The 20,538-nt window shown below is 46.0% G+C and carries 19 protein-coding genes and 1 other RNA gene; 19 read left to right on the top strand and 1 reads right to left on the bottom strand.

Annotation, left to right across the window (positions count from 1 at the left end; genetic code table 11):
* The 18 genes from A3738_RS31165 to lpxC all read left to right on the top strand — a co-directional run.
* Window positions 1-507, top strand: a 507-nt coding sequence (locus A3738_RS31165; RefSeq protein ID WP_197473878.1) for a hypothetical protein, incomplete at its 5' end; no start/stop codon positions are given.
* Window positions 508-572: 65 nt separating this feature from the next.
* Window positions 573-909: RNase P RNA component class A (rnpB, locus tag A3738_RS15425), an RNA gene on the top strand.
* Window positions 910-1,209: 300 nt separating this feature from the next.
* Complete coding sequence (gene mraZ / locus A3738_RS15420) at window positions 1,210-1,653, top strand: division/cell wall cluster transcriptional repressor MraZ (RefSeq protein ID WP_068473654.1); 444 nt, start codon at window positions 1,210-1,212, stop codon at window positions 1,651-1,653.
* Window positions 1,654-1,655: 2 nt separating this feature from the next.
* A complete protein-coding gene (gene rsmH / locus A3738_RS15415; RefSeq protein WP_068473651.1) occupies window positions 1,656-2,591 on the top strand; it encodes a 16S rRNA (cytosine(1402)-N(4))-methyltransferase RsmH in 936 nt (311 codons plus the stop codon).
* A complete protein-coding gene (gene ftsL, locus A3738_RS15410; RefSeq protein WP_082878246.1) occupies window positions 2,584-2,985 on the top strand; it encodes a cell division protein FtsL in 402 nt (133 codons plus the stop codon). Before rsmH ends, ftsL begins: the two co-directional genes overlap by 8 nt.
* 13 nt (window positions 2,986-2,998) lie before the next feature.
* A complete protein-coding gene (locus A3738_RS15405; protein ID WP_231876665.1) occupies window positions 2,999-4,729 on the top strand; it encodes a penicillin-binding protein 2 in 1,731 nt (576 codons plus the stop codon).
* A 1-nt stretch (window position 4,730) separates the two neighbouring features.
* Window positions 4,731-6,239, top strand: coding sequence for a UDP-N-acetylmuramoyl-L-alanyl-D-glutamate--2,6-diaminopimelate ligase (locus A3738_RS15400; RefSeq protein WP_068473642.1), 1,509 nt, complete (start codon window positions 4,731-4,733; stop codon window positions 6,237-6,239).
* Complete coding sequence (gene murF, locus A3738_RS15395) at window positions 6,236-7,588, top strand: UDP-N-acetylmuramoyl-tripeptide--D-alanyl-D-alanine ligase (protein WP_068501888.1); 1,353 nt, start codon at window positions 6,236-6,238, stop codon at window positions 7,586-7,588. The genes A3738_RS15400 and murF overlap by 4 nt, the downstream gene beginning before the upstream one ends.
* Window positions 7,588-8,670: a phospho-N-acetylmuramoyl-pentapeptide-transferase gene (gene mraY, locus A3738_RS15390; RefSeq protein WP_068477440.1), complete on the top strand. Its 1,083-nt coding sequence runs from the start codon at window positions 7,588-7,590 to the stop codon at window positions 8,668-8,670. Before murF ends, mraY begins: the two co-directional genes overlap by 1 nt.
* A gap of 4 nt (window positions 8,671-8,674) precedes the next feature.
* Window positions 8,675-10,024 carry a UDP-N-acetylmuramoyl-L-alanine--D-glutamate ligase gene (gene murD / locus A3738_RS15385; RefSeq protein WP_068477437.1) on the top strand — a complete coding sequence of 450 codons (1,350 nt, stop codon included), beginning with the start codon at window positions 8,675-8,677 and terminating at the stop codon, window positions 10,022-10,024.
* The gene (gene ftsW, locus A3738_RS15380; RefSeq protein WP_068477435.1) at window positions 10,021-11,184 is read left to right on the top strand and encodes a putative lipid II flippase FtsW; all 1,164 of its coding nucleotides are present in this window, start codon (window positions 10,021-10,023) and stop codon (window positions 11,182-11,184) included. The genes murD and ftsW overlap by 4 nt, the downstream gene beginning before the upstream one ends.
* A complete protein-coding gene (gene murG, locus A3738_RS15375) occupies window positions 11,181-12,260 on the top strand; it encodes an undecaprenyldiphospho-muramoylpentapeptide beta-N-acetylglucosaminyltransferase (protein WP_068477433.1) in 1,080 nt (359 codons plus the stop codon). The genes ftsW and murG overlap by 4 nt, the downstream gene beginning before the upstream one ends.
* A 34-nt stretch (window positions 12,261-12,294) precedes the next feature.
* Window positions 12,295-13,695 carry a UDP-N-acetylmuramate--L-alanine ligase gene (gene murC / locus A3738_RS15370; protein WP_068477450.1) on the top strand — a complete coding sequence of 467 codons (1,401 nt, stop codon included), beginning with the start codon at window positions 12,295-12,297 and terminating at the stop codon, window positions 13,693-13,695.
* Window positions 13,692-14,651, top strand: coding sequence for a D-alanine--D-alanine ligase (locus tag A3738_RS15365; RefSeq protein WP_068477431.1), 960 nt, complete (start codon window positions 13,692-13,694; stop codon window positions 14,649-14,651). Before murC ends, A3738_RS15365 begins: the two co-directional genes overlap by 4 nt.
* Window positions 14,648-15,478: a cell division protein FtsQ/DivIB gene (locus tag A3738_RS15360; protein ID WP_068501891.1), complete on the top strand. Its 831-nt coding sequence runs from the start codon at window positions 14,648-14,650 to the stop codon at window positions 15,476-15,478. Before A3738_RS15365 ends, A3738_RS15360 begins: the two co-directional genes overlap by 4 nt.
* Window positions 15,479-15,504: 26 nt before the next feature.
* Window positions 15,505-16,740, top strand: coding sequence for a cell division protein FtsA (ftsA, locus tag A3738_RS15355; protein ID WP_068477427.1), 1,236 nt, complete (start codon window positions 15,505-15,507; stop codon window positions 16,738-16,740).
* Window positions 16,741-16,800: 60 nt separating this feature from the next.
* A complete protein-coding gene (gene ftsZ / locus A3738_RS15350) occupies window positions 16,801-17,967 on the top strand; it encodes a cell division protein FtsZ (RefSeq protein WP_068477425.1) in 1,167 nt (388 codons plus the stop codon).
* A gap of 141 nt (window positions 17,968-18,108) precedes the next feature.
* Window positions 18,109-19,020 (top strand): UDP-3-O-acyl-N-acetylglucosamine deacetylase, encoded by a 912-nt coding sequence (lpxC, locus tag A3738_RS15345; protein WP_068477424.1) that lies wholly within the window; start codon window positions 18,109-18,111, stop codon window positions 19,018-19,020.
* A 7-nt stretch (window positions 19,021-19,027) separates the two neighbouring features.
* Here the strand turns inward: lpxC and A3738_RS15340 are convergent, their stop codons facing one another.
* On the bottom strand, window positions 19,028-19,477 hold the full coding sequence (locus tag A3738_RS15340; RefSeq protein ID WP_068477422.1) for a DciA family protein: 450 nt from the start codon (window positions 19,475-19,477) through the stop codon (window positions 19,028-19,030).
* An 82-nt stretch (window positions 19,478-19,559) separates the two neighbouring features.
* Between A3738_RS15340 and A3738_RS15335 the strand changes: the two genes are divergently transcribed.
* Complete coding sequence (locus A3738_RS15335; RefSeq protein ID WP_068477420.1) at window positions 19,560-20,501, top strand: M23 family metallopeptidase; 942 nt, start codon at window positions 19,560-19,562, stop codon at window positions 20,499-20,501.
* Window positions 20,502-20,538 lie beyond the last annotated feature (37 nt).

The raw sequence follows: 20,538 nt of genomic DNA, 5'->3' as shown, positions 1-20,538 counted from the left end.
GGCTCTCCGGCGGCAGGTATAACAATAGATGGATACGAGTCGCTACCTTTTCGAGACGGTGATGTTGATGGGCAAGACCAAGGAAGTGCTCCTTTGGATTCTGCTTTAGCTGATCAGGTTGAGGCTTGGGCTGATGAGCGGCGCAATTCATCAGGCTCTGGGTTTGAGGTGGGTTTCGTTGATGAGTTGCCTGCTGCGGTAATCGAACAGGCCGTTCAAGAAGAGTCTGCTGCTATTCAAACTGTGATCAATGCAGATGACCCTGAGGGTGAAACTGACGAGCCAGATTTTGAGGTAAATCGAGTCGATCGTTTGTTCGAGGCGCGTTCTAATGAGCTTGGCCCTACTAGGTTTGTTTTAGATAGAGATTTCGATCGCCGCGCGTCGATTAATGTTGATCCGAATGATTTTGATCGAAATGCGGGGGATGCTTATGTGTTCAACGTTGATTCAGCCAATTCCAATCGAAGAACAGCAGTGAGAGACGAGTTTAAGCCTCTCTTCTAGCGCGCTTACCTGTTTATTGCCAATTAAAAACTTGCGATCTATTTGTTAGTGATTACACTACGTGCCGAGCTTGCTGGACAATCGCTTCTTTCGAGAAGAGGAAAGTCCGGGCTCCATAGAGCAGAGTGCCAGGTAATCCCTGGGGGGCGCGAGCCTACGGAAAGTGCAGCAGAAAGTATACCGCCAGCATTGTTGGTAAGGGTGAAAAGGTGCGGTAAGAGCGCACCGCGCGACTGGTAACAGTTCGTGGCGATGGTAAACCCCACTCGGAGCAAGACCAAATAGAAACCCTAAGGTGTGGCTCGCGCTGGGTTTGGGTAGGTTGCTTGAGCCTGATGGTGACGTCAGGCCTAGATGAATGATTGTCCTCGACAGAACCCGGCTTATAGGCAAGCTCAAAATTCCTCTTTATAGTTGAACTCCCTTCTTTCCTTTCCTTAATCGTTCAAAACATTCTTAAACTTAAAGTAATTTCTAGAATAGATCTTTATGCTACTGAAATAATTGAAAAAAACACTTCGCGACTTGTTGTTTTTCTCCGGTTCATCTCCTCAAACCCCTTTAACGGTGCTGCTTTCCCTCATTTTGCTTACGAAATTTGCTTGATTTAGCACTATTGAGTTTCTATAGTGGGAAAAAGTAGTGAAAGGTGGGTTTTTTTGGTATTTTTTACCAAATTATAATAATTCAGGGGTTTGAAGGGTGTTTTTAGGCAGCCACGCAATCAACATGGACGCAAAAGGTCGTATGGCGATTCCGACGAAGATTCGGGAATCGCTTTCGTCTTTTTGTGGTGGCCGTGTGGTAGTGACTGCACATACCGAAGAGCGTTGCTTGTTGGTTTATCCAGAAAATCAGTGGCAAGAGCTTCTTCCTAAACTCGAAGCACTTCCTAGTTTCAATAAAGCCTCTCGAAGAATTCAGCGACTCATGATCGGTTATGCAACGCCATTAGAAATGGATGCAAATGGACGCATTCTTTTGCCTACGCCTCTGCGCGAATATGCTGGGCTTGAAAAGAAAACCATGTTGATTGGTCAAGGTAAGAAATTTGAATTGTGGAGTGAGCAACGTTGGATTGATTGGCTTGATGCTGACGAGTCTGATGATGATATTCCAGAACAATTAAATAACTTGTCGCTATAGCTATGACTGACTCTGCCCATATTACAGTGCTTCTTAATGAAGCCGTTGATGCGCTTATAGGCAATGAAGAAGGACTATATGTTGATGGAACCTTTGGCAGAGGTGGGCATAGCCGTCTCATTTTAAGTCGTTTGTCAGAATCAGGGCGTTTGGTTGGAGTTGATAAAGATCTAGCTGCTATTGAGGTTGCAAACAAACTTCATGATGAAGACGCCCGTTTTGAGATAGAGCATGGCTCGTTTGTCGATATTCCACTGTATTTAGCTAAGCGTGGTGATGAGTTGGCAGATGGAGTATTGGTTGATCTAGGTGTTTCGTCACCGCAGTTGGACGAAGCTGATCGAGGTTTTAGTTTTATGAACGACGGCCCTCTTGATATGCGCATGGATACCAGTGCTGGTGTTAGTGCTCAGCAGTGGCTCGCAGAAGTCGAAGAGCAAGGGTTGGTGCGTGTACTAAGAGATTATGGTGAAGAGCGTTTTGCTAAGCGCATAGCTGCTGCAATCGTCGAGGCGAGATCTAAGCAAGTCATTGATACCACCTTGAAGCTTGCAAATATTGTGTCTGAAGCGAATCCCGCATGGGAGAAGCATAAGCATCCAGCGACGAGAGCTTTTCAGGCAATACGTATTGAGATTAACAAAGAATTAGCTGATTTAGAGTTGTTCCTTGAGTGCGCTGTGAGTGCATTGAAAGTAGGTGGTCGCCTTGTGGTTATTAGCTTTCACTCACTGGAAGATCGAATGGTCAAGCGGGCGATGAAAAAATTAGCGAAAGGGGATGAGCCGCCACCGGGCGTCCCTGTTTTAGAAAGTGATATAACGCGACGGTTTAAGTTGATGAGTAAGGCCATTAAGCCGAGCAAAGAAGAGATTGAACAAAATCCACGATCCCGTAGCGCAGTGATGCGCGTGTTGGAGAAGCTGAGTGATGAATGAATACTTAAGATTTTTCCTGCGTGCGCGACATGCTGAATCCTTAAAAGGCACTGTTAAGCCTCTGTTTGATGCAGGTCTCAGTGAAGACGGGGTTGCTCAGCGACTTCAAGCTATCTGGCAAGTGTTGCCGGTCAAAGAATTGTTGCTGTCGATGGGTTTGGTGTTGGTAATGACATTAACGGCACTTGGTGTTGTGTATTCGTCGCATATTTCACGCGAACTATTCGCTGAGCAAGCTTTGCTTCAAGAGCGTAATGATCAGCTTCAGTTGGAATGGGCGCAGTTGCTTTTAGAGCAGAGTGCATTTGCCTCTCCAGGGCAGATTGAAAGCGTCGCGACGCAAGAATTAGAAATGGTGCTACCTAATGTAAGCGCCATCGAGTTAGTACAATAATTGGGATATCGAAGTGAGTGATAAGCCTTTAACAAACACACATATTGTAATGTGGCGCTATTATGCGTTACTTGCGATTTTGTGCTTGGTTGTTTTGACCTTGATGGGTCGGGCTGTGCACTTGCACATCTTCGAACAAAGCTTTTTATCGCATCAAGGCGATGTGCGCTCCATTCGTCTTGAGCGCTTAGATGCACACCGAGGCACAATATCTGACCGATATGGTGAGCCTCTGGCAATAAGTGCAGCGGTCGAAACCATTTATGCAAATCCAACCCAAGTCAAACTTGGGGATGAAGAATATGCTCAGCTTGCCGCCGCGCTTGGAGTGAATAAACGTTGGCTCAAACGGCGGCTTGAAAGTAATCGAGACAAGCAGTTCGTTTATCTCAAAAGAAAAGCAGCACCTCACGAAGCCCAGCAAGCATTGCAGCTGGGTTTTTCTGGTATTTACAGCCGCAGAGAATACAAGCGATTTTACCCTGCAGGTGAAGTCGCTTCACACATTGTGGGCTTCTCAAATATCGATGAAAAAGGCCAAGAGGGTATCGAACTCGCGTATGACGAGTGGTTAACTGGTCGAGAGGGTAAGCACCGTGTTTTGAAGAACCGTGCCGGTCAAGTTATTAAAGACTTAGGTGTCGTAGAGCTGGCGCAGTCGGGTAATGACATTAGCCTTTCGATTGATATGCGCCTGCAATATCTTGCTTACCGAGAGTTGAAGGCTGCTGTAGATATCCACCGTGCAAGAGCGGGGTCAGTTGTGGTTCTAGATATCGAAACCGGTGAAGTCTTAGCAATGGTGAATCAGCCATCTTACAACCCGAATAATCGATCAAATCTCAACGTGTCACATCTGCGTAATCGAGCTATTACGGACCTATTTGAGCCGGGCTCGACCATGAAGCTTGTGACCTTGGCTTCGGCTCTAGAGTCTGAGAAATACGCACTCAACAGTAGTGTTGAAACCTCTCCAGGTTTTTTACGTTTAGGCGGTCGCTCAATACGTGATCATAGAGATTACGGCCGTTTGAGCTTGCTAGAAGTGATCGCTAAATCAAGTAATGTCGGAACAAGTAAATTGGCGCTTGATCTGGGTCCAGAGGCTTTGTGGGATTCGTTTTATGCGCTTGGTTTGGGGCAAGGTACAGGTATTGGATTTCCGGGTGAAAACATCGGGCAATTACCTAATCCTTTCAATATGCAGCCGGTTGAATTGGCTGCAATGTCATACGGTTACGGTTTGAGTACGACTGCTCTTCAGCTTGCTCAGGCCTATATGGTTTTGGGGAATGGCGGATTGAAGCCATCCTTAAGTCTTATCAAGAAAGAGTCAAAAGAACCTGTGGAGCGAGTATTGCCGGAGTCTGTGTCGAATGAGCTCTTAAAAGCCATGCGCGCAACGGTTGAAAAAGGTGGGACGGGAACGCGAGCGCAGGTGCCTCTTTATAGTGTTGGTGGCAAAACAGGTACTGTTCATACAGTAGGAAGAGATGGTTATAACGCAGAAGAGTACAAAGCCCTATTTGCAGGTGTAGCGCCAATTAATGATCCAAAAATCGCAACCGTTGTTGTGATTGATGCGCCTGCAGGCGCTGAATATTACGGCGGTGAAGTTGCCGCGCCAATATTCTCACGTGTCGTAGATGGTGCGATGCGAATTTTGAGTGTCGAACCAGACAAGTTCTCCCAGCTTATGCACGTTAACAAGGTTGAGTCTTCGTTAGCAGGAGGTCGCGGTTGATATGAATAAAGCACGCCAATATCACTCGGATTTAGCAAGTCTTTTGCTCGGCATACAGCATGTCCCCTCTGCATTGAACACTCAAATACATGGGCTTGTTTCCGATAGTCGGAAAGTTAAGCAAGGCGATTTATTCCTTGCCTTACCAGGTATAAATTCTCCTGCAAGTACCTATGTGCAAGATGCGATCGAACGCGGTGCTGCTGCTGTGCTGATTGATTGTAATGCAAACGAAGCGAATGACCTGACCGTACATGAGGATGGTCGTGCGATTGAATTGTTTGTTCCTAATTTAAGTAATTTCGTGGGTGAAATTGCGCATCGGTTCTTTCATAAGCCTAGTGAAGAGCTTCAAGTAATCGGTGTGACTGGTACGAACGGAAAGACGTCTGTCGTGAATTATATCGCGCAGTTTTTTGCATCATTAGGCGTTTCCTCTGCTGTCATTGGGACACTAGGATATGGTTTGTGTGCCCGTGATGAGGAGTTAACTGATACCGGCCATACCACGCCGAGTGTTGTTGATGTGCATAAGTACTTGGCAAATCTTCGTGATGCGGGTGCTGAGCTAGTCGCGATGGAAGTTAGCTCGCACGGTCTAGATCAAGGTCGTGTTGATGGCGTGCGATTTGAAGGTGCTGTGTTTACCAATTTAAGCCGTGATCACTTGGATTATCATCAGACCATGGCTGAATATGCCAAGGCGAAGGCGCGTTTGTTTGCGAGCGAAGGTTTGCGCTATGCAGTAATTAATGCTGACGATGAATACGCTAGCGTGATGTTTCAAGCTTTGCGACCTGAAGTTCGGAAGTTACGATTCTCATTGAATGGCTCAGCCGAAGTGTTGGTGAAAGATTTTCAGTTGGGAATGACGACAACAGCGAAAATAGAAGTGGCTGACAAGATTATTGATCTTAACAGTGACCTCCTTGGGCAATTTAACCTCTACAACGTGATGGCGGTATTAGGAGTAGCACTTGCGAAGCTGTGCTCGGTGATTGAGTTAAATGCAATCAATCAGTTAAAAGCCGTTAAGGGAAGAATGGAGCTGCATCGCGTTACTGATAAACCAGCGCTTGTTGTTGACTATGCTCATACACCAGATGCTTTAGAGAACGTACTTCAAACCATCCGTAATTTGGAGCCAAAACGCATACATGTTGTATTTGGTTGTGGTGGTGATCGTGATCAAGGAAAGCGCGCACAGATGGGCTTGATCGCAAAAGAATTTGCGGATGTCTGCGTTATTACTAGCGATAACCCTCGCACTGAAGATCCCGAGCAAATTATTTCTCAAATCGCGAGTGTGTTTTCTGATCAAGACGATGTTATTTGTATCGCGGATCGAGCTCAGGCAATTTCCCATGCGTATCACAGCGCTTCAGTTGATGACGTTGTTCTTATCGCCGGCAAAGGGCATGAAGATTACCAAGAAGTGAATGGCGTGCGCTCATATTTTAGCGACAGCGATTGTTGCGATCACTTATTGGCTGAAGAGGTGCAGAAATGATTGCATCAATGGCTTTAAGCACGTTAGGGGATATGACGCGCGGTGCTTTGATCGGCAATGACGTTGAATTTACCGGCGTTAGCACTGATTCGCGAACGATCAAAGACGGTGATTTATACCTTGCTTTACGCGGTGAACAATTCGATGGACACGGTTTTGTAGATCAAGTCAGCGACCGAGCTGTTGCAATAGTCGTTGAGGAAAAGCAAAGCGTTTCGCTACCGCAACTCATTGTAGGCGATAGCCGTGAAGCGCTAGGTTTTATCGGTCGATATTGTCGAGATCAATTCGATGCACCCGTTATCGCAATTACAGGAAGTTCGGGCAAAACAACTACACGCAAAATGCTGTCTGCGATTATGGCGATGGTTGGCGAGGTTGGCGCAACTAAGGCGAATGAAAATAATGAAATTGGTGTGCCGAAAACACTAATGTCATTACAGCAAGAGCAGTGTTCTGCGGTTATTGAACTTGGTGCTCGACATATTGGTGATATCGCTTATCTAGGGCGTTTTGTGCACCCAGATGTGTCGATTCTGTTAAATGCTGGCTCCGCACATATTGGCGAGTTTGGCGGCTATGAAAATATCGTCAAAGGTAAGGGTGAGATATACGACGTACTCTCTGATGAAGGTGTTGCAGTCGTTAATATTGATGACAAGGCTCATAAAACTTGGCTGAAAAAATTAGATGGTAAGCGTGTACTTACATATTCGATTGAGTCTGATTCCGCTGATGTATATGCCAAGAATATCTCATTGCATGCCAGTGCAGCCGTGTTTGATCTCTGTTTTGAAGATGACTGCGTTAGAGTCAGTTTAAATGCAGGTGGTGTTCACAATGTGTCAAATGCATTGGCATGTGCAGCTGCTGCTATTGCTCTGCGCGTTTCAATGGAAGATATCGCGCAGGGCTTAGCTAATTTTAAGCCTGAGGGTGGACGCCAGGCCCTGATTAAATTAAATGAGAATCTATCGGTGATTGATGACTGCTACAACGCAAACCCATCATCGATGAAAGCGGCTTTAGACGTATTGGCAGCTCACGGCGGCAATCGTATTGCTGTTTTAGGTGAAATGGGCGAATTAGGTTCGCTAGCAGGAGAAATGCACAGGGAGCTTGCGCAGTACGCAAGTGAACTCCCAGTGGACGAAGTTTGGTTATTGGGTAATTTTGCTTTGGAAATGGCGAGTGAGCTCGGCGAAAAAGCAAAAGTATTTGAAAGTAAAAGCGAAATTGCAGAGGCATTGGCGCAACTATCTGACCTACCAGCGACAGTTTTATTAAAAGCATCGCGTTTTGTCGCACTTGAGGAAGTTATTGAATTGTTTAGGCGAGGTCAGGCGTAATGCTTTTCTGGTTGGCTGAAGTTTTCAGCGAATATTTTAGTTTTCTATCAGTTTTTCAATATCTCACGTTCCGAGGGATATTGGGGATTATTACAGCGCTATTGATCGCATTGTGGGTCGGCCCTCATATGATTAATAAGCTAACAACGCGTCAGATTGGTCAGTCGGTACGTGACGATGGGCCGCAATCTCACTTGAGTAAAGCAGGTACGCCGACAATGGGCGGTGCCTTGATTCTCGTAGCCATCGGCATTGCAACGCTGTTATGGGCGGATCTTAGTAATCGCTATGTATGGATCACTTTGTTTGTTTGTCTTGCATTTGGTGCGATCGGTTGGGTCGACGATTATCGAAAAGTGGTCGAGAAAAACTCAAAAGGTCTTCCGGCTCGTTGGAAATATTTCTGGCAATCTGTTGCTGCGATTGTTGCTGCTTTCGCCTTGTATTTAACAGCAGAACTGCCGCAAGAAACTGCGCTCATTATTCCAGTATTCAAAGATGTGATCTTTGATCTAGGCCCTGGCTTTATTGTGCTGACGTATTTCGTATTAGTGGGTACCTCAAATGCGGTGAACTTAACAGATGGGTTAGACGGTTTAGCCATTATGCCAACGGTGCTAGTCGCTGGTGCGTTGGGCATCTTCGCATATGTATCTGGTAATGCTGTATTCGCAGACTATCTGCATATTCCTTTTGTCCCTGGTTCCGGTGAGCTCGTTGTATTTTGTGGCGCGATGGTCGGCGCCGGTTTGGGCTTTTTGTGGTTCAACACCTATCCGGCACAAGTTTTTATGGGCGATGTTGGCGCCTTGGCTTTAGGTGCAGCTCTAGGAGTGGTGGCAGTTATCGTTCGACAAGAGATCGTATTGTTCATTATGGGTGGCGTGTTCGTAATGGAAACGATCTCCGTAATCTTGCAAGTGGCCTCGTACAAGTTGACCGGACGTCGAATCTTTCGCATGGCGCCTTTGCATCACCACTTTGAATTAAAAGGTTGGCCTGAGCCGCGGGTCATTGTTCGTTTTTGGATTATTACTGTAATTCTTGTGTTAATTGGTTTAGCGACACTTAAGGTACGTTAAGAGAATGAGTTTGATTGCTTCTGACAAGCATAGTTTAGTGTTGGGTCTTGGTGAGACCGGGCTATCTTGTGCGCGCTTTTTAAAGCGAATTGGGCGGTCTTTCTCCATGGCAGATACCCGCCAAAACCCGCCGAACCTAGACCAAGTTAAAAACATGTACCCAGATGTGGCGATTTCACTCGGAGAGATTGCTGATGATGCCTTATGTAATTATTCAGAGCTGATTCTGAGTCCTGGTCTAGATCCGAAATACCCTGCTATTCAAAAAGCTAAAGAAGCTGGCGTAGCAGTCCGCGGTGACATTGATCTGTTTGCTGAACATGTAAATGCACCAATGATCGCGATTACAGGATCAAACGGTAAAAGTACGGTTACGACCCTAGTTGGAGAAATGGCTGCAAATGCGGGCATCAATGTTCGTGTTGGCGGTAACTTAGGAACTCCTGCATTAGATCTTCTCGAAGATGACGTTGAGCTTTACGTGATGGAGTTGTCTAGTTTTCAACTAGAGCTCGTTAATAAACTCAATGCCGACGTCGCTTGTTTACTGAATATTAGCGAAGATCATATGGATCGCTATGACAGCAAAATGGCTTATCTACAAGCTAAACAGCGAATTTTTAGAGGCGCGAAAACGGTTGTCGTTAATGACGATGAGGCGCTGAGCCAGCCCTTGCAAGCGCAAGGAATGAAGATCCTTCATTATGGCCTCAATAGTTTAGATCTTAATAAATTTGGTTTTTCAGATGAGCGCCTTGGCGCAACCTTGATGCATGGTTTTGAGAGTCTCATTGACGTTTCAGAATTAAAGATCGCCGGCAAACATAACTACAGTAATGCACTTGCGGCTCTCGCGATGGGGTATGCGGCAGGCCTACCATTTGATGCGATGTTGAATGCCTTGAAAAACTTCATAGGTCTAGAGCATCGGTGTGAGTGGGTGAGACAGCTTAATGGCGTGACCTTTATTAATGACTCTAAAGGCACTAACGGTGGCGCAACGGCCGCAGCGATTGCTGGGTATGGCCCGCAATTGGCGGATGGTGGAAAGGTTATATTAATCGCTGGCGGTGACGCCAAAGGCGCGACACTTCATGAGCTCAAAAAACCTGTCACAGAGTTTACACGCTCGGTTATCGCTTTTGGGGTCGATGCGAATGTAATTGCTGAAGCCGTTGAATCAATCCTTCCTGTTACGATTGTAGATACGCTGAGGGCGGCTGTTCAGTTGGCAAGCGACACAGCAGAAAGTAATGATTTAGTGCTGTTTTCGCCAGCATGTGCAAGCTTCGATATGTATAAGAATTTCGAAGTGCGTGGCCAAGCATTCAAGGATGAGGTGGCCCAATTATGAGCACTCATGCGGGAATGTTAAATCAGCAGCAGTTGCAGTTTGTAATGATGATCGACAAAGGGCTCATTATTTCGGCTTTAAGCCTTCTTTTGATCGGTTTAATTATGATTGCGTCTGCTTCGATTGATGTTGCAGATGTGCGAAATAATGACCCATTCTTCTATTTTACACGTCATGCAGCTTTTGCATTGATTGGCTTGGTTGCAGGCGCGATTGTGTTCATGATGCCGATTAGTTTCTGGCAGAAACATGCCTTTTATTTACTCGGCGCTTCTTTGTTCTTGTTAGCGCTAGTGTTGTTACCCGGAATCGGAAAAACCGTTAATGGTAGTACACGCTGGATCGGCTTAGGTGGCATTAATATCCAGCCTTCTGAACCTGCGAAGTTATTGCTCGTTGCATATCTAGCTGGATACCTGGTTCGACGTCATGACGAAGTCAGACAGTCTTGGTGGGGTTTTACTAAGCCTATGTTAGTGCTCACTATCGCGGCTTTCCTCTTGCTTAGCGAGCCTGATTTTGGGGCGACCGTCGTAATAGGCGCTGCGTTCATGGGAATGATTTTCTTGAGTGGTGCGAAGCTGCATCAATTCGGTGTTCTCGTTGTCGCCTGCTTATTAATCGTAGTGGCTTTGATTTGGTCTCAACCGTATCGCATGGAGCGATTAATTGGTTATACCGACCCGTGGGCAGATCAATTTGGCGCAGGTTATCAGTTAACACAATCTCTGATTGCTTTTGGAAGAGGTGAAATACTTGGCGTTGGGCTAGGTAATAGCTTGCAGAAGCAGTTTTATTTGCCAGAAGCTCACACCGATTTTGTATTCGCTATTCTTGCGGAAGAATTCGGACTGATTGGTTCTTTAATCGTCGTCGCATTATTTTCGTGGTTGATTTACCGCGCATTCAAAATTGCACGTGTGGCTGAAAAAGCAGGGCTGCTTTTCCATGCTTATTTCTCATATGGCATCGCAATACTACTAGGCGTTCAAGCAAGCATTAACTTGGGCGTGAACATGGGCTTATTGCCAACTAAGGGCTTGACCTTGCCCTTGGTGAGTTATGGCGGAAGTAGTTTGATTATAAGTATTGCTGCTATCGCGATTTTGTTGCGCGTTCATCATGAAACCCTCCATGCAAGAATAGGAGAGTCTTCATGAAAACGTATTTGATGATGGCTGGCGGAACAGGTGGTCATGTATTTCCTGCTCTTGCAACGGCTAGAAAGTTACAAGAGCAAGGGGCGAATGTTGCTTGGCTTGGATCTAATGGTGGTTTCGAGCAGTCGGTCATTGAGAAACAGGGCATACCCTTTTATGGCATTAGCGTGAGCGGGCTAAGAGGCAAAGGCAAGCTTGCTCTTTTAAAGGCTCCATTCAACTTGGTGCATGCCTTAATTCAAGCTTTTGGTGTTCTCAATAAAGTGAAGCCGCATTTGGTCGTGGGAATGGGTGGATTTGCATCTGGTCCTGGGGGCCTTGCAGCTAGATTGTCTGGTCGCCCATTGGTCGTTCATGAGCAAAATGCCGTTGCGGGAATGACGAATCGGATCTTGGCGAAGATAGCCAAAGCCGTGTATGAGGCTTTTCCAAATAGCTTTGGTTCTGCCGTGAGAGCAACACTAATTGGAAATCCGATTAGGGAAGAAATTGTTGCGTTGAACCAGTCTAGTAACGACAAAAAATGGGATGCGTCGCGTCAACCGCGCATATTGGTTGTAGGTGGTAGCTTAGGTGCTCAGAAGTTGAATGAAGTCGTACCAGCGGCGATGGCTCTGCTAGATCAAAACACACGCCCAGAAATAATCCATCAATCTGGTAAAGGTAAGCTAAAAGCGACGCAATCGTTGTACGAACAACTAGATGTGCAAGCTAAAACCACAGAATTTATTGACGACATGGCAGATGCCTATTCATGGGCTGATCTTGTTATTTGCAGAGCAGGGGCACTCACGGTTTCTGAGTTAGCTGCAGCGGGCTTGGGCGCAGTGTTCGTTCCATTTCCGCATGCGGTTGATGACCATCAAACTTTGAATGCGAAGTCATCTGTGGATGCAGGTGCTGCGCATATGATTGCACAATCTGAATTGACTGCTGAGAGATTAAACAAGGTATTGGTTCCTCTATTCGAAGATCAAAACTCGATGCGAAATATGGCAGCCGCCGCGCTTAGTATTGCGAAACCAAATGCAGCGCGAGACTTAGCGGAAGAATGTGGGAGGCTTGCTCGTGTCTGAAGTTTCAATCACTAAGAATATTGAAATACCTGAAATGCGCAGAATTAAGCGGATTCACTTTATCGGAATTGGCGGCTCTGGCATGTGTGGTATTGCAGAAGTATTGCTGAATCAAGGGTATGAAATTAGCGGTTCTGATATTCAAGAAAGTGCGACAACACGTCATTTAACTAACCTAGGTACACAAGTATTTATTGGCCATCGCGCAAGCAATGTTGATGGTGCGAATGTCATTGTTGTTTCAAGTGCTATCAACGAAGAAAATCCTGAGATTATGGCAGCTCGCTCTGCGCGCATTCCGATTGTGCCTCGCGCTGAGATGTTGGCCGAAATAATGCGATATCGTCATGGTATCGCGATTGCCGGAACGCATGGCAAGACAACGACAACAAGTTTGATCGCGTCGATTCTTGGCGCTGGTGGTATGGATCCAACTTTCGTAATTGGTGGGCGTCTGAATAGTGCCGGCACAAACGCGAAGTTAGGCGGGTCGAGATATCTTGTTGCAGAAGCAGATGAGAGCGATGCGTCTTTTTTACATCTCACCCCAATGGTTTCTGTCGTCACCAACATCGAAGCAGATCATATGCATACCTATGGCGGAGACTTTGGTCGGCTAAAGCAAACCTTTGTAGATTTTCTGCACAATCTTCCGTTCTATGGCACCGCCGTGATGTGTATAGATGACCCAGTCGTCGAAGAGTTAATTCCATCCATCTCACGTGCAGTCATTACCTATGGCTTTAATGAGTCTGCAGATGTGCGAGCCGAAAATGTCAGACAAAGTGGACAATTAACGAGTTTCACGGCGATTCGTGCGGGAGATAAGCCAGATTTAGAAGTTGATTTCCAAATGCCAGGTGAGCACAACGTCCTTAATGCATTGGCAGCCATTGCTGTTGCAACAGACGAAGGCGTTGCTGATGATGCAATCTTGTCGGCTTTAGCAGATTTTCAAGGCGTGGGACGTCGCTTCCAGTTGCAAGGTAATTTCCAGATTGAAGAGAAGTCGTTCATGTTGGTGGATGACTATGGGCATCATCCGAGTGAAGTGGGCGTGACCATAAAAGCTATTCGCGATGGTTGGCCTGAAAAACGTTTAGTGATGGTGTTTCAACCACACCGTTATAGCCGAACGAGTGACCTGTATGAAGACTTCGTACGCGTCCTGTCAGAGGTTGATGTGCTGATCATGTTGGATGTTTACGCCGCGGGTGAAAAGCCAATTCCAGGAGCAGATAGTCGCGCGCTTTGTCGAAGTATCCGTCAGCGTTCTGGCTTAGATCCGATCTATGTCGAGGATACGGAAGAGCTCGAATCTGTGCTTTTAAATCTCTTAGATGAAAACGACCTCGTAGTAACGCAAGGTGCTGGTAATGTAGGACAGATTAGTCTGAGCCTTGCTCAGTCATTTAAAGCGAAGGAGGGGGCATGACAACATCGTTTATCGCAGATTCAGCCCTCGTTGAGTCTTTAGGTAAAGTAGCGGTCGTTTGTGGGGGTTGTTCTGCCGAGCGCGAAGTATCACTCAATAGCGGTGAAGCGGTTTATCGCGCGGCACTTGAGGCTGGAATCGAAGCAGAATTAGTCGATTATCAAGGTGATATTAACGCTTTGATTGGGCAGGGTTATGACCGCGTGTTTCTAGCGTTACATGGCCGTGGCGGCGAAGACGGAGTGATTCAAGGCGTTCTTGAAGCAGTTGGAATTCCTTATACCGGAAGCGGTGTGATGGGCTCTGCGTTAGCTATGGATAAATTGCGCAGCAAGTTACTTTGGCAAGGGCGCCAATTACCGACACCAACATTCGGATATGTCGACGAAATGAACCCTAAGCTTGTCGCGCAGCTGGTGAGCTTGATTGGATTTCCAATGGCGGTGAAACCTTCAAGAGAAGGTTCGTCAATTGGTGTATCAAAAGTGAGTGAGCAGTCTCAGCTAGATGCCGCTTTACAAAGTGCCTTAGCGCTTGATCAAGAAGTCATTCTTGAAGCGTGGGTAGATGGCAAAGAATTTACAGTCGGCATTTTAGGAGAAGAGACTCTTCCAGTTATTGGTCTGAAGACGACAGCGACGTTTTATGACTACGAGGCAAAGTATAAATCTGATGAAACTGAGTACTTTTTGCCAAGTCGTTTGAGTCCAGAAGATGAGCAACACATTGCGTCATTATCGCAACAAGCATTCGATGCCTTGGGATGTGAAGGTTGGGGTCGAGTGGACGTGATGCAAGATCGAAATGGCAAGTTTTGGTTATTAGAAGTGAATACGATTCCAGGGATGACTGATCATAGTTTGATACCTATGGCTGCAAGGCATAAAGGAATAGAAATGCCTGAGTTGGTAACAGAAGTATTAAAACAAACTTTGCATGTTGGAGGCTTAGCGTGAGTGCGGCAACCATGAGTAAATCCACAATGGATATGAAAGCAAAATCGAGTAGTACACGCCAAATATTGACAAATCAGGGTGTTTGGAAGGCTTATTGTGTTGCGGCGGCGCTGTCAGTATCAGTCGTCATATTTGCCTATTTCAGCGATCAGATTGCTGGGGTGGTTGATCAGCCAATAGAGCATTTCGAGGTGTCTAGTTCATTCAATGAGTTGAGTAAACATGATGTATCAAATGTGCTCGAACCTTTTATTGGGCAGAGTTTTTTCTCGATTGACATTCAGCAAATTCAAAAAGAATTAGAAGCCTTGGCATGGGTTGAATCTGCAGTGATTCATCGTAAATGGCCAAGTGCGGTTGGTGTGCAAATTCAAGAGCAAATTGCCGTGGCTAACTGGGGGCATGAGTCTTACTTAAATAGCAAAGGGGAAGTGTTTACTCCCTCAACAACTGAGCGAGCTGATGGCCGTCCATTATTTAATGGTCCTGAATCGGCAAGCTTAAGAACACGAACAGAAATGCTTACTTACATGGCCGACATTGAAAGCAAGTTAATGGCGTGGGGGCTTAGTGCTGACCAGTTAGTGTTGAATGAGCGTGGCGCATGGAGCTTAGGGTTGGCGAACGGTCCGGTGATTGAGCTTGGTACCGATACAACAGAGAACCGCCTTGAGCGAGCGTTAAAGGTTTATCAAGGCTTGCAAGTGGATGCGCAGGCAGCGGTAGAAAGATTAGATGCACGATACACCAACGGTGTTTCTGTGCGCTGGAAAGAATTGGAAGTCGCATCAGGTTATCAATACAGCGGTAACCCAGTGCACCAATAAAATATAACGAACTGTGGGATAAAGAAATGGCAAGCAACTTCGATGACAGCTTGACCGTAGGGTTAGACATCGGCACTTCGAAGGTCGTCGCGATCGTGGGTAAGCGTGGCGAAGACGGGAGTGTTGAGATCGTGGGTATTGGATCTCATCCTTCGCGTGGCCTTAAACGTGGTGTAGTCGTAAACATTGAAACGACAGTGAATGCCATTCAGAGAGCAGTAGAAGAAGCAGAATTAATGGCAGGTTGTAATATTCATTCTGTCTACGCTGGCATTGCGGGGAGTCATATTAAGAGTCTGAATTCACATGGCATTGTCGCTGTGAAAGACCGGGAAGTGGTGCAGGCGGATATCGATCGCGTGATCGACGCAGCACAAGCCGTAGCGATTCCTGCAGATCAAAAAGTGTTGCACATATTGCCACAAGAATACGTTATCGATAGCCAAGAGGGCATCAAAGAGCCGCTTGGAATGTCGGGGGTGCGTTTAGAAGCAAAAGTGCATCTTGTTACATGTGCAGTGAATGCCTCACAGAACATTGAGAAGTGTGTTCAGCAGTGCGACCTAGATGTCGATGACATTATTCTTGAGCAATTGGCGTCCGCCTATGCAGTGTTAACGGATGATGAAAAAGAGCTAGGCGTTTGTGTTGTAGATATCGGCGGAGGTACGACCGATATGGCGATATTCACGGGTGGTTCGATTCGCCACACTGCCGTTATACCGATCGCGGGTGATCAGGTTACTAATGATATCGCGATGGCATTACGAACTCCGACTCAGAATGCTGAAGAGATAAAAATTAAGTATGCCTGCGCGCTTACGCAGTTAGCGGGAGAGGGTGACACGATCAAAGTGCCTTCGGTTGGGGATCGTCCTCCGCGAGATTTATCTCGCCAAGCATTGGCGGAGGTTGTTGAGCCGCGTTATGACGAATTATTCACTCTTGTTCAACAAGAATTGAGACGGAGTGGTTTTGAAGATTTGGTTGCCGCAGGCGTTGTATTGACCGGCGGCACATCAAAAATGGAGGGTGTTGTGGAATTGGCAGAGGAAATTTTCCATATGCCTGTGCGCTTAGCAAGTCCACAAAAAGTGACAGGATTGTCCGATGTAGTAAACAACCCAATGTATGCAACAGGTGTTGGGTTACTTATTTACGGGTTGAATCAGAAAGAAGCAGGTGCCATTCCGGGTACTAAATCAGCTCCGGCGGAAGGGGTAGTGAGTAAGCTTAAAAACTGGTTTACCGGTAATTTTTAAAACTAAAAAAGTATTAGAAACAACTAGCAGATTGAAAAATTATAATTAGGAGATAGGGTGATGTTCGAGATTGTTGAGAATATATCGCAAAACGCGGTGATCAAGGTCGTTGGTGTTGGCGGAGGCGGCGGTAACGCTGTTCGACACATGCTGACTGGCGATGTTGATGGTGTTGAGTTTCTGTGTGCGAACACAGATGCGCAAGCACTTAAAGACCTTGATGCGAAATCTATTATTCAGTTAGGCAGTACCATAACAAAAGGTCTTGGTGCAGGCGCTAACCCAGAAGTGGGTAAGCAAGCGGCCTTAGAAGATCGTGAGCGTATTGCAGAGTCTTTAAAAGGCGCTGACATGGTTTTCATCACTGCCGGAATGGGCGGTGGTACTGGTACTGGTGGTGCGCCGATTGTGGCAGAGGTTGCTCGTGATATGGGAATTTTAACGGTTGCTGTTGTGACTAAGCCGTTCCCATTTGAAGGTAGTAAGCGAATGAAGATCGCAGACTCGGGTTTAGCAGAACTTGCTGAAAACGTAGACTCTCTGATCACCATCCCTAATGAAAAGTTACTTGCCGTTCTTGGTAAAAATACAAGTTTGCTTGATGCGTTTGGTGCTGCAAATGACGTGTTGCAGGGTGCCGTTCAGGGTATTGCGGATTTGATTATTCGCCCTGGTATGATCAACGTTGACTTTGCAGACGTGAAAACTGTTATGTCTGAAATGGGCATGGCGATGATGGGCACAGGTACTGCGTCAGGTGAAAATCGTGCACGTGAAGCAGCCGAAGCAGCTATTCGCAGTCCGCTATTAGAAGACATTAACCTTCAAGGTGCGCGCGGTATTCTAGTGAATATTACTGCAGGTCTTGATTTGAACTTAGGTGAGTTCTCAGAGGTAGGTAGCATCGTTGAAGAATTTGCGTCGGAATCAGCAACAGTGGTTGTCGGTACGGTTATTGATAATGAGATGACCGATGAGCTTAAAGTGACTGTTGTTGCAACAGGTCTTTCAAGTGTTGCTGATAAGCCTGTGAAGGTTGTCGATAATACTGCGCCTAAAGCAGTGGACGGTAAAACAGACTACAACAAGTTGGATCGCCCAGCAGTGAGTCGTCGTCGCGCAGTTGCCGAAACTCAGGGTAACGCGGCGGTAAGTCAAGATGTGGCGCCGGCTCCGAGTGTTGACTACCTTGATATCCCTGCTTTTTTGAGACGACAAGCCGACTAATGCTACGCCTCAAATATGACAGCTTAACGACACTTTAGACAATCTGCTTGGGAAACAAGTGGTCATCTGTTAGTATGCGCCTGTTTTTTTGGCCAGACGGCCAACAATAGGAATATACAATAGGCGATTTTAAGTACGCATATGATTAGACAACGCACACTCAAAAACACTATTCGCGCAACGGGCGTGGGCTTGCATTCAGGTAAGAAGGTATATTTGACCTTGAAGCCCGCACCGATCGACTCTGGCATTGTTTTCATCCGCACGGATCTGGAACCAAATGTGGAAATAGTCGCTCGCGCAGAGAATGTTGGTGAGACCATGCTATCTACTACGCTAGTTAAAAATGGCGTAAAAGTAGCAACGGTAGAGCATTTGCTATCAGCGATGGCTGGCCTCGGTATCGATAATTGTCGTATCGAATTGAGCTCAGAAGAAGTGCCTATTATGGATGGCTCCGCGGGGCCTTTTGTTTTCTTGATTCAGTCCGCCGGAATTCAAGAACAAGATGCTGCGAAGAAGTTTATTCGCATTACTCGTGAAGTTACGGTTGAAGAAGATGGCAAGGTAGCGACCTTTGTTCCTTTCGAGGGCTTTAAGGTTGGTTTTTCTATCGACTTTGACCACCCAGTTTTCAAAACGCGTAGTCAGCAAGCGAGCATCGATTTCTCTAGCACATCTTTTGTGAAAGAAGTAAGTCGAGCTAGAACTTTCGGATTTATGCAAGATATTGAACGCTTACGTTCTATGAATCTTGCTCTCGGAGGTAGTGTTGATAATGCGATCGTTGTAGACGATGACGGTGTTCTTAACGAAGACGGTTTGCGTTATGACGATGAGTTCGTTAAGCATAAAATACTTGATGCGATCGGTGATCTTTATTTACTTGGTAATAGCTTAATCGGCGAATTTATTGGTAATAAGTCAGGGCATGACTTGAACAATAAATTGCTACGCAAGTTGATTAAAGAAACTGATGCGTGGGAAGTTCAAACTTATGAAGACGCGAGCACGGCTCCTATCTCCTACATGAAACCGGTGCTTGCCGCTTAACTTTCCATTAATTAGAGCGACTATTTAGTCGCTCTAATGCCTCATCTAGCCGCTGTTCAGTGGTCTTGTTCTTAAGTTCTGGTCGATCTTTCAACTTCACCATCTTGTTAGACGTTTTCTTTTTCGTAAACGGTCTTATTTGTATTTTAATGCTTTGAACTCTCGAGGCACCAACACGCATTTGAAGTGCTTTAAGTGTTTTGTCTTGCTCAAAGCGAAAGCGTGTTGCAATCGCTGCTGAGCGACAATGCAAAATCAAACACTGGTCTTCGATTCCTGCAACAATCAACTCGCCTCGTAATAATTCTGGCAAGCATTCATCTAAACGATCTTCGATGGAGTCATGGTGCGACGCTTGGGCAAGTATTTGCTTCAATGCCCGCGATTTTTTAAATGTACGCTCGTGACTCAATACATCGCTGAGGCGTTTATGTGTGGGTTGCGGTTTATAAGGCATTGATTTAATTCTATTGAAGTTAGGTATCCTGTCGGCTACAGGTTATACTTTCAGCATTAAGTTTAAGCAATTATTTCTTAGCATGGATATTATTATTGTTGGAAAGCGCCATGGTCAATCGCGAAGCCTGAAGCTTGGGTCAGGTTCGGTGGCGATGTTGGGTGCAGGGTTCTGTCTATTTGCTTTAGCGCTCTTTGGTTCAGGCCTCTATCTCGCACATAGCTATTATGGGGAGCGAGACGGGCTTGTGGATGCACGCGTCAAAGCAGCTTGGGCTGCAACACTTGCCGAACAGAAGGCTGAGTTAAAGCAATTGCAGGAGCAAAGTCGTCAACGATTGGATGCATTAACTCTTAAAATGGGTGATATGCAGGCGAGGCTTTATCGATTAGATGCCTTAGGTCAGCGTTTAACGGATGTTGGTAAACTGAAAAGTGGTGAATTCGACTTTGAGTCACAACCTTCTGTTGGTGGCCCTATCCCAAGCGAATATTCCGAGTCCTATACAGTTCAAGGTTTTGAAACAGAGCTGTCAAACCTCTCTCAAACCATTTCTGATCGCGAGCAGCAACTAGCGATTATGGAACAGCTATTCCAGCAAAAGGATATCGCAAACCAGGTGTTTATTGCTGGTCGTCCAATCAAGTGGGGCTGGATGTCTTCCCCTTATGGTTATCGTAGTGACCCCTTTACTGGAAAGCGGACTTGGCATGCGGGTGTTGATTTCGCAGGGAAGGACGGCAGCGATATCATTTCTGTTGCTGCTGGTGTGGTGACTTGGTCAGGCGATCGATACGGTTATGGCAACTTAGTTGAAGTGAATCATGGTAATGGTTACTCGACACGCTATGCACACTGTAAAGAGTTACTGGTTAGTGTTGGCGAGGTTATCGAGAAAGGCCAAGTGATTGCTAAGATGGGAAGTACCGGTCGTTCAACTGGTCCACATGTGCATTACGAAGTGTTGAAAAATGGCCGCACAGAGAATCCTAAGAAATTTATTCATCGTGCAAATCGTGGTTAGTAAAATCTAAATCAACAATAAACATGACTTAATTAGC

Source organism: Oleiphilus sp. HI0066 (assembly GCF_001635725.1).
Note: the sequence above shows the minus strand (reverse complement) of the source record. Positions and strands in the feature narration are given on the sequence as shown.

Bases quoted from the DNA above. Each gene is read 5' to 3' on its own strand.
- lpxC (WP_068477424.1), top strand. From the start codon at position 18,109: ATGATTAGACAACGCACACTCAAAAACACTATTCGCGCAACGGGCGTG.
- murD (WP_068477437.1), top strand. From the start codon at position 8,675: ATGAGTTTGATTGCTTCTGACAAGCATAGTTTAGTGTTGGGTCTTGGT.
- murF (WP_068501888.1), top strand. From the start codon at position 6,236: ATGATTGCATCAATGGCTTTAAGCACGTTAGGGGATATGACGCGCGGT.
- ftsW (WP_068477435.1), top strand. From the start codon at position 10,021: ATGAGCACTCATGCGGGAATGTTAAATCAGCAGCAGTTGCAGTTTGTA.
- ftsA (WP_068477427.1), top strand. From the start codon at position 15,505: ATGGCAAGCAACTTCGATGACAGCTTGACCGTAGGGTTAGACATCGGC.
- murG (WP_068477433.1), top strand. From the start codon at position 11,181: ATGAAAACGTATTTGATGATGGCTGGCGGAACAGGTGGTCATGTATTT.
- A3738_RS15340 (WP_068477422.1), bottom strand. From the start codon at position 19,477: ATGCCTTATAAACCGCAACCCACACATAAACGCCTCAGCGATGTATTG.
- A3738_RS15335 (WP_068477420.1), top strand. From the start codon at position 19,560: ATGGATATTATTATTGTTGGAAAGCGCCATGGTCAATCGCGAAGCCTG.
- ftsZ (WP_068477425.1), top strand. From the start codon at position 16,801: ATGTTCGAGATTGTTGAGAATATATCGCAAAACGCGGTGATCAAGGTC.
- murC (WP_068477450.1), top strand. From the start codon at position 12,295: ATGCGCAGAATTAAGCGGATTCACTTTATCGGAATTGGCGGCTCTGGC.
- A3738_RS15365 (WP_068477431.1), top strand. From the start codon at position 13,692: ATGACAACATCGTTTATCGCAGATTCAGCCCTCGTTGAGTCTTTAGGT.
- mraY (WP_068477440.1), top strand. From the start codon at position 7,588: ATGCTTTTCTGGTTGGCTGAAGTTTTCAGCGAATATTTTAGTTTTCTA.
- ftsL (WP_082878246.1), top strand. From the start codon at position 2,584: ATGAATGAATACTTAAGATTTTTCCTGCGTGCGCGACATGCTGAATCC.
- rsmH (WP_068473651.1), top strand. From the start codon at position 1,656: ATGACTGACTCTGCCCATATTACAGTGCTTCTTAATGAAGCCGTTGAT.
- A3738_RS15400 (WP_068473642.1), top strand. From the start codon at position 4,731: ATGAATAAAGCACGCCAATATCACTCGGATTTAGCAAGTCTTTTGCTC.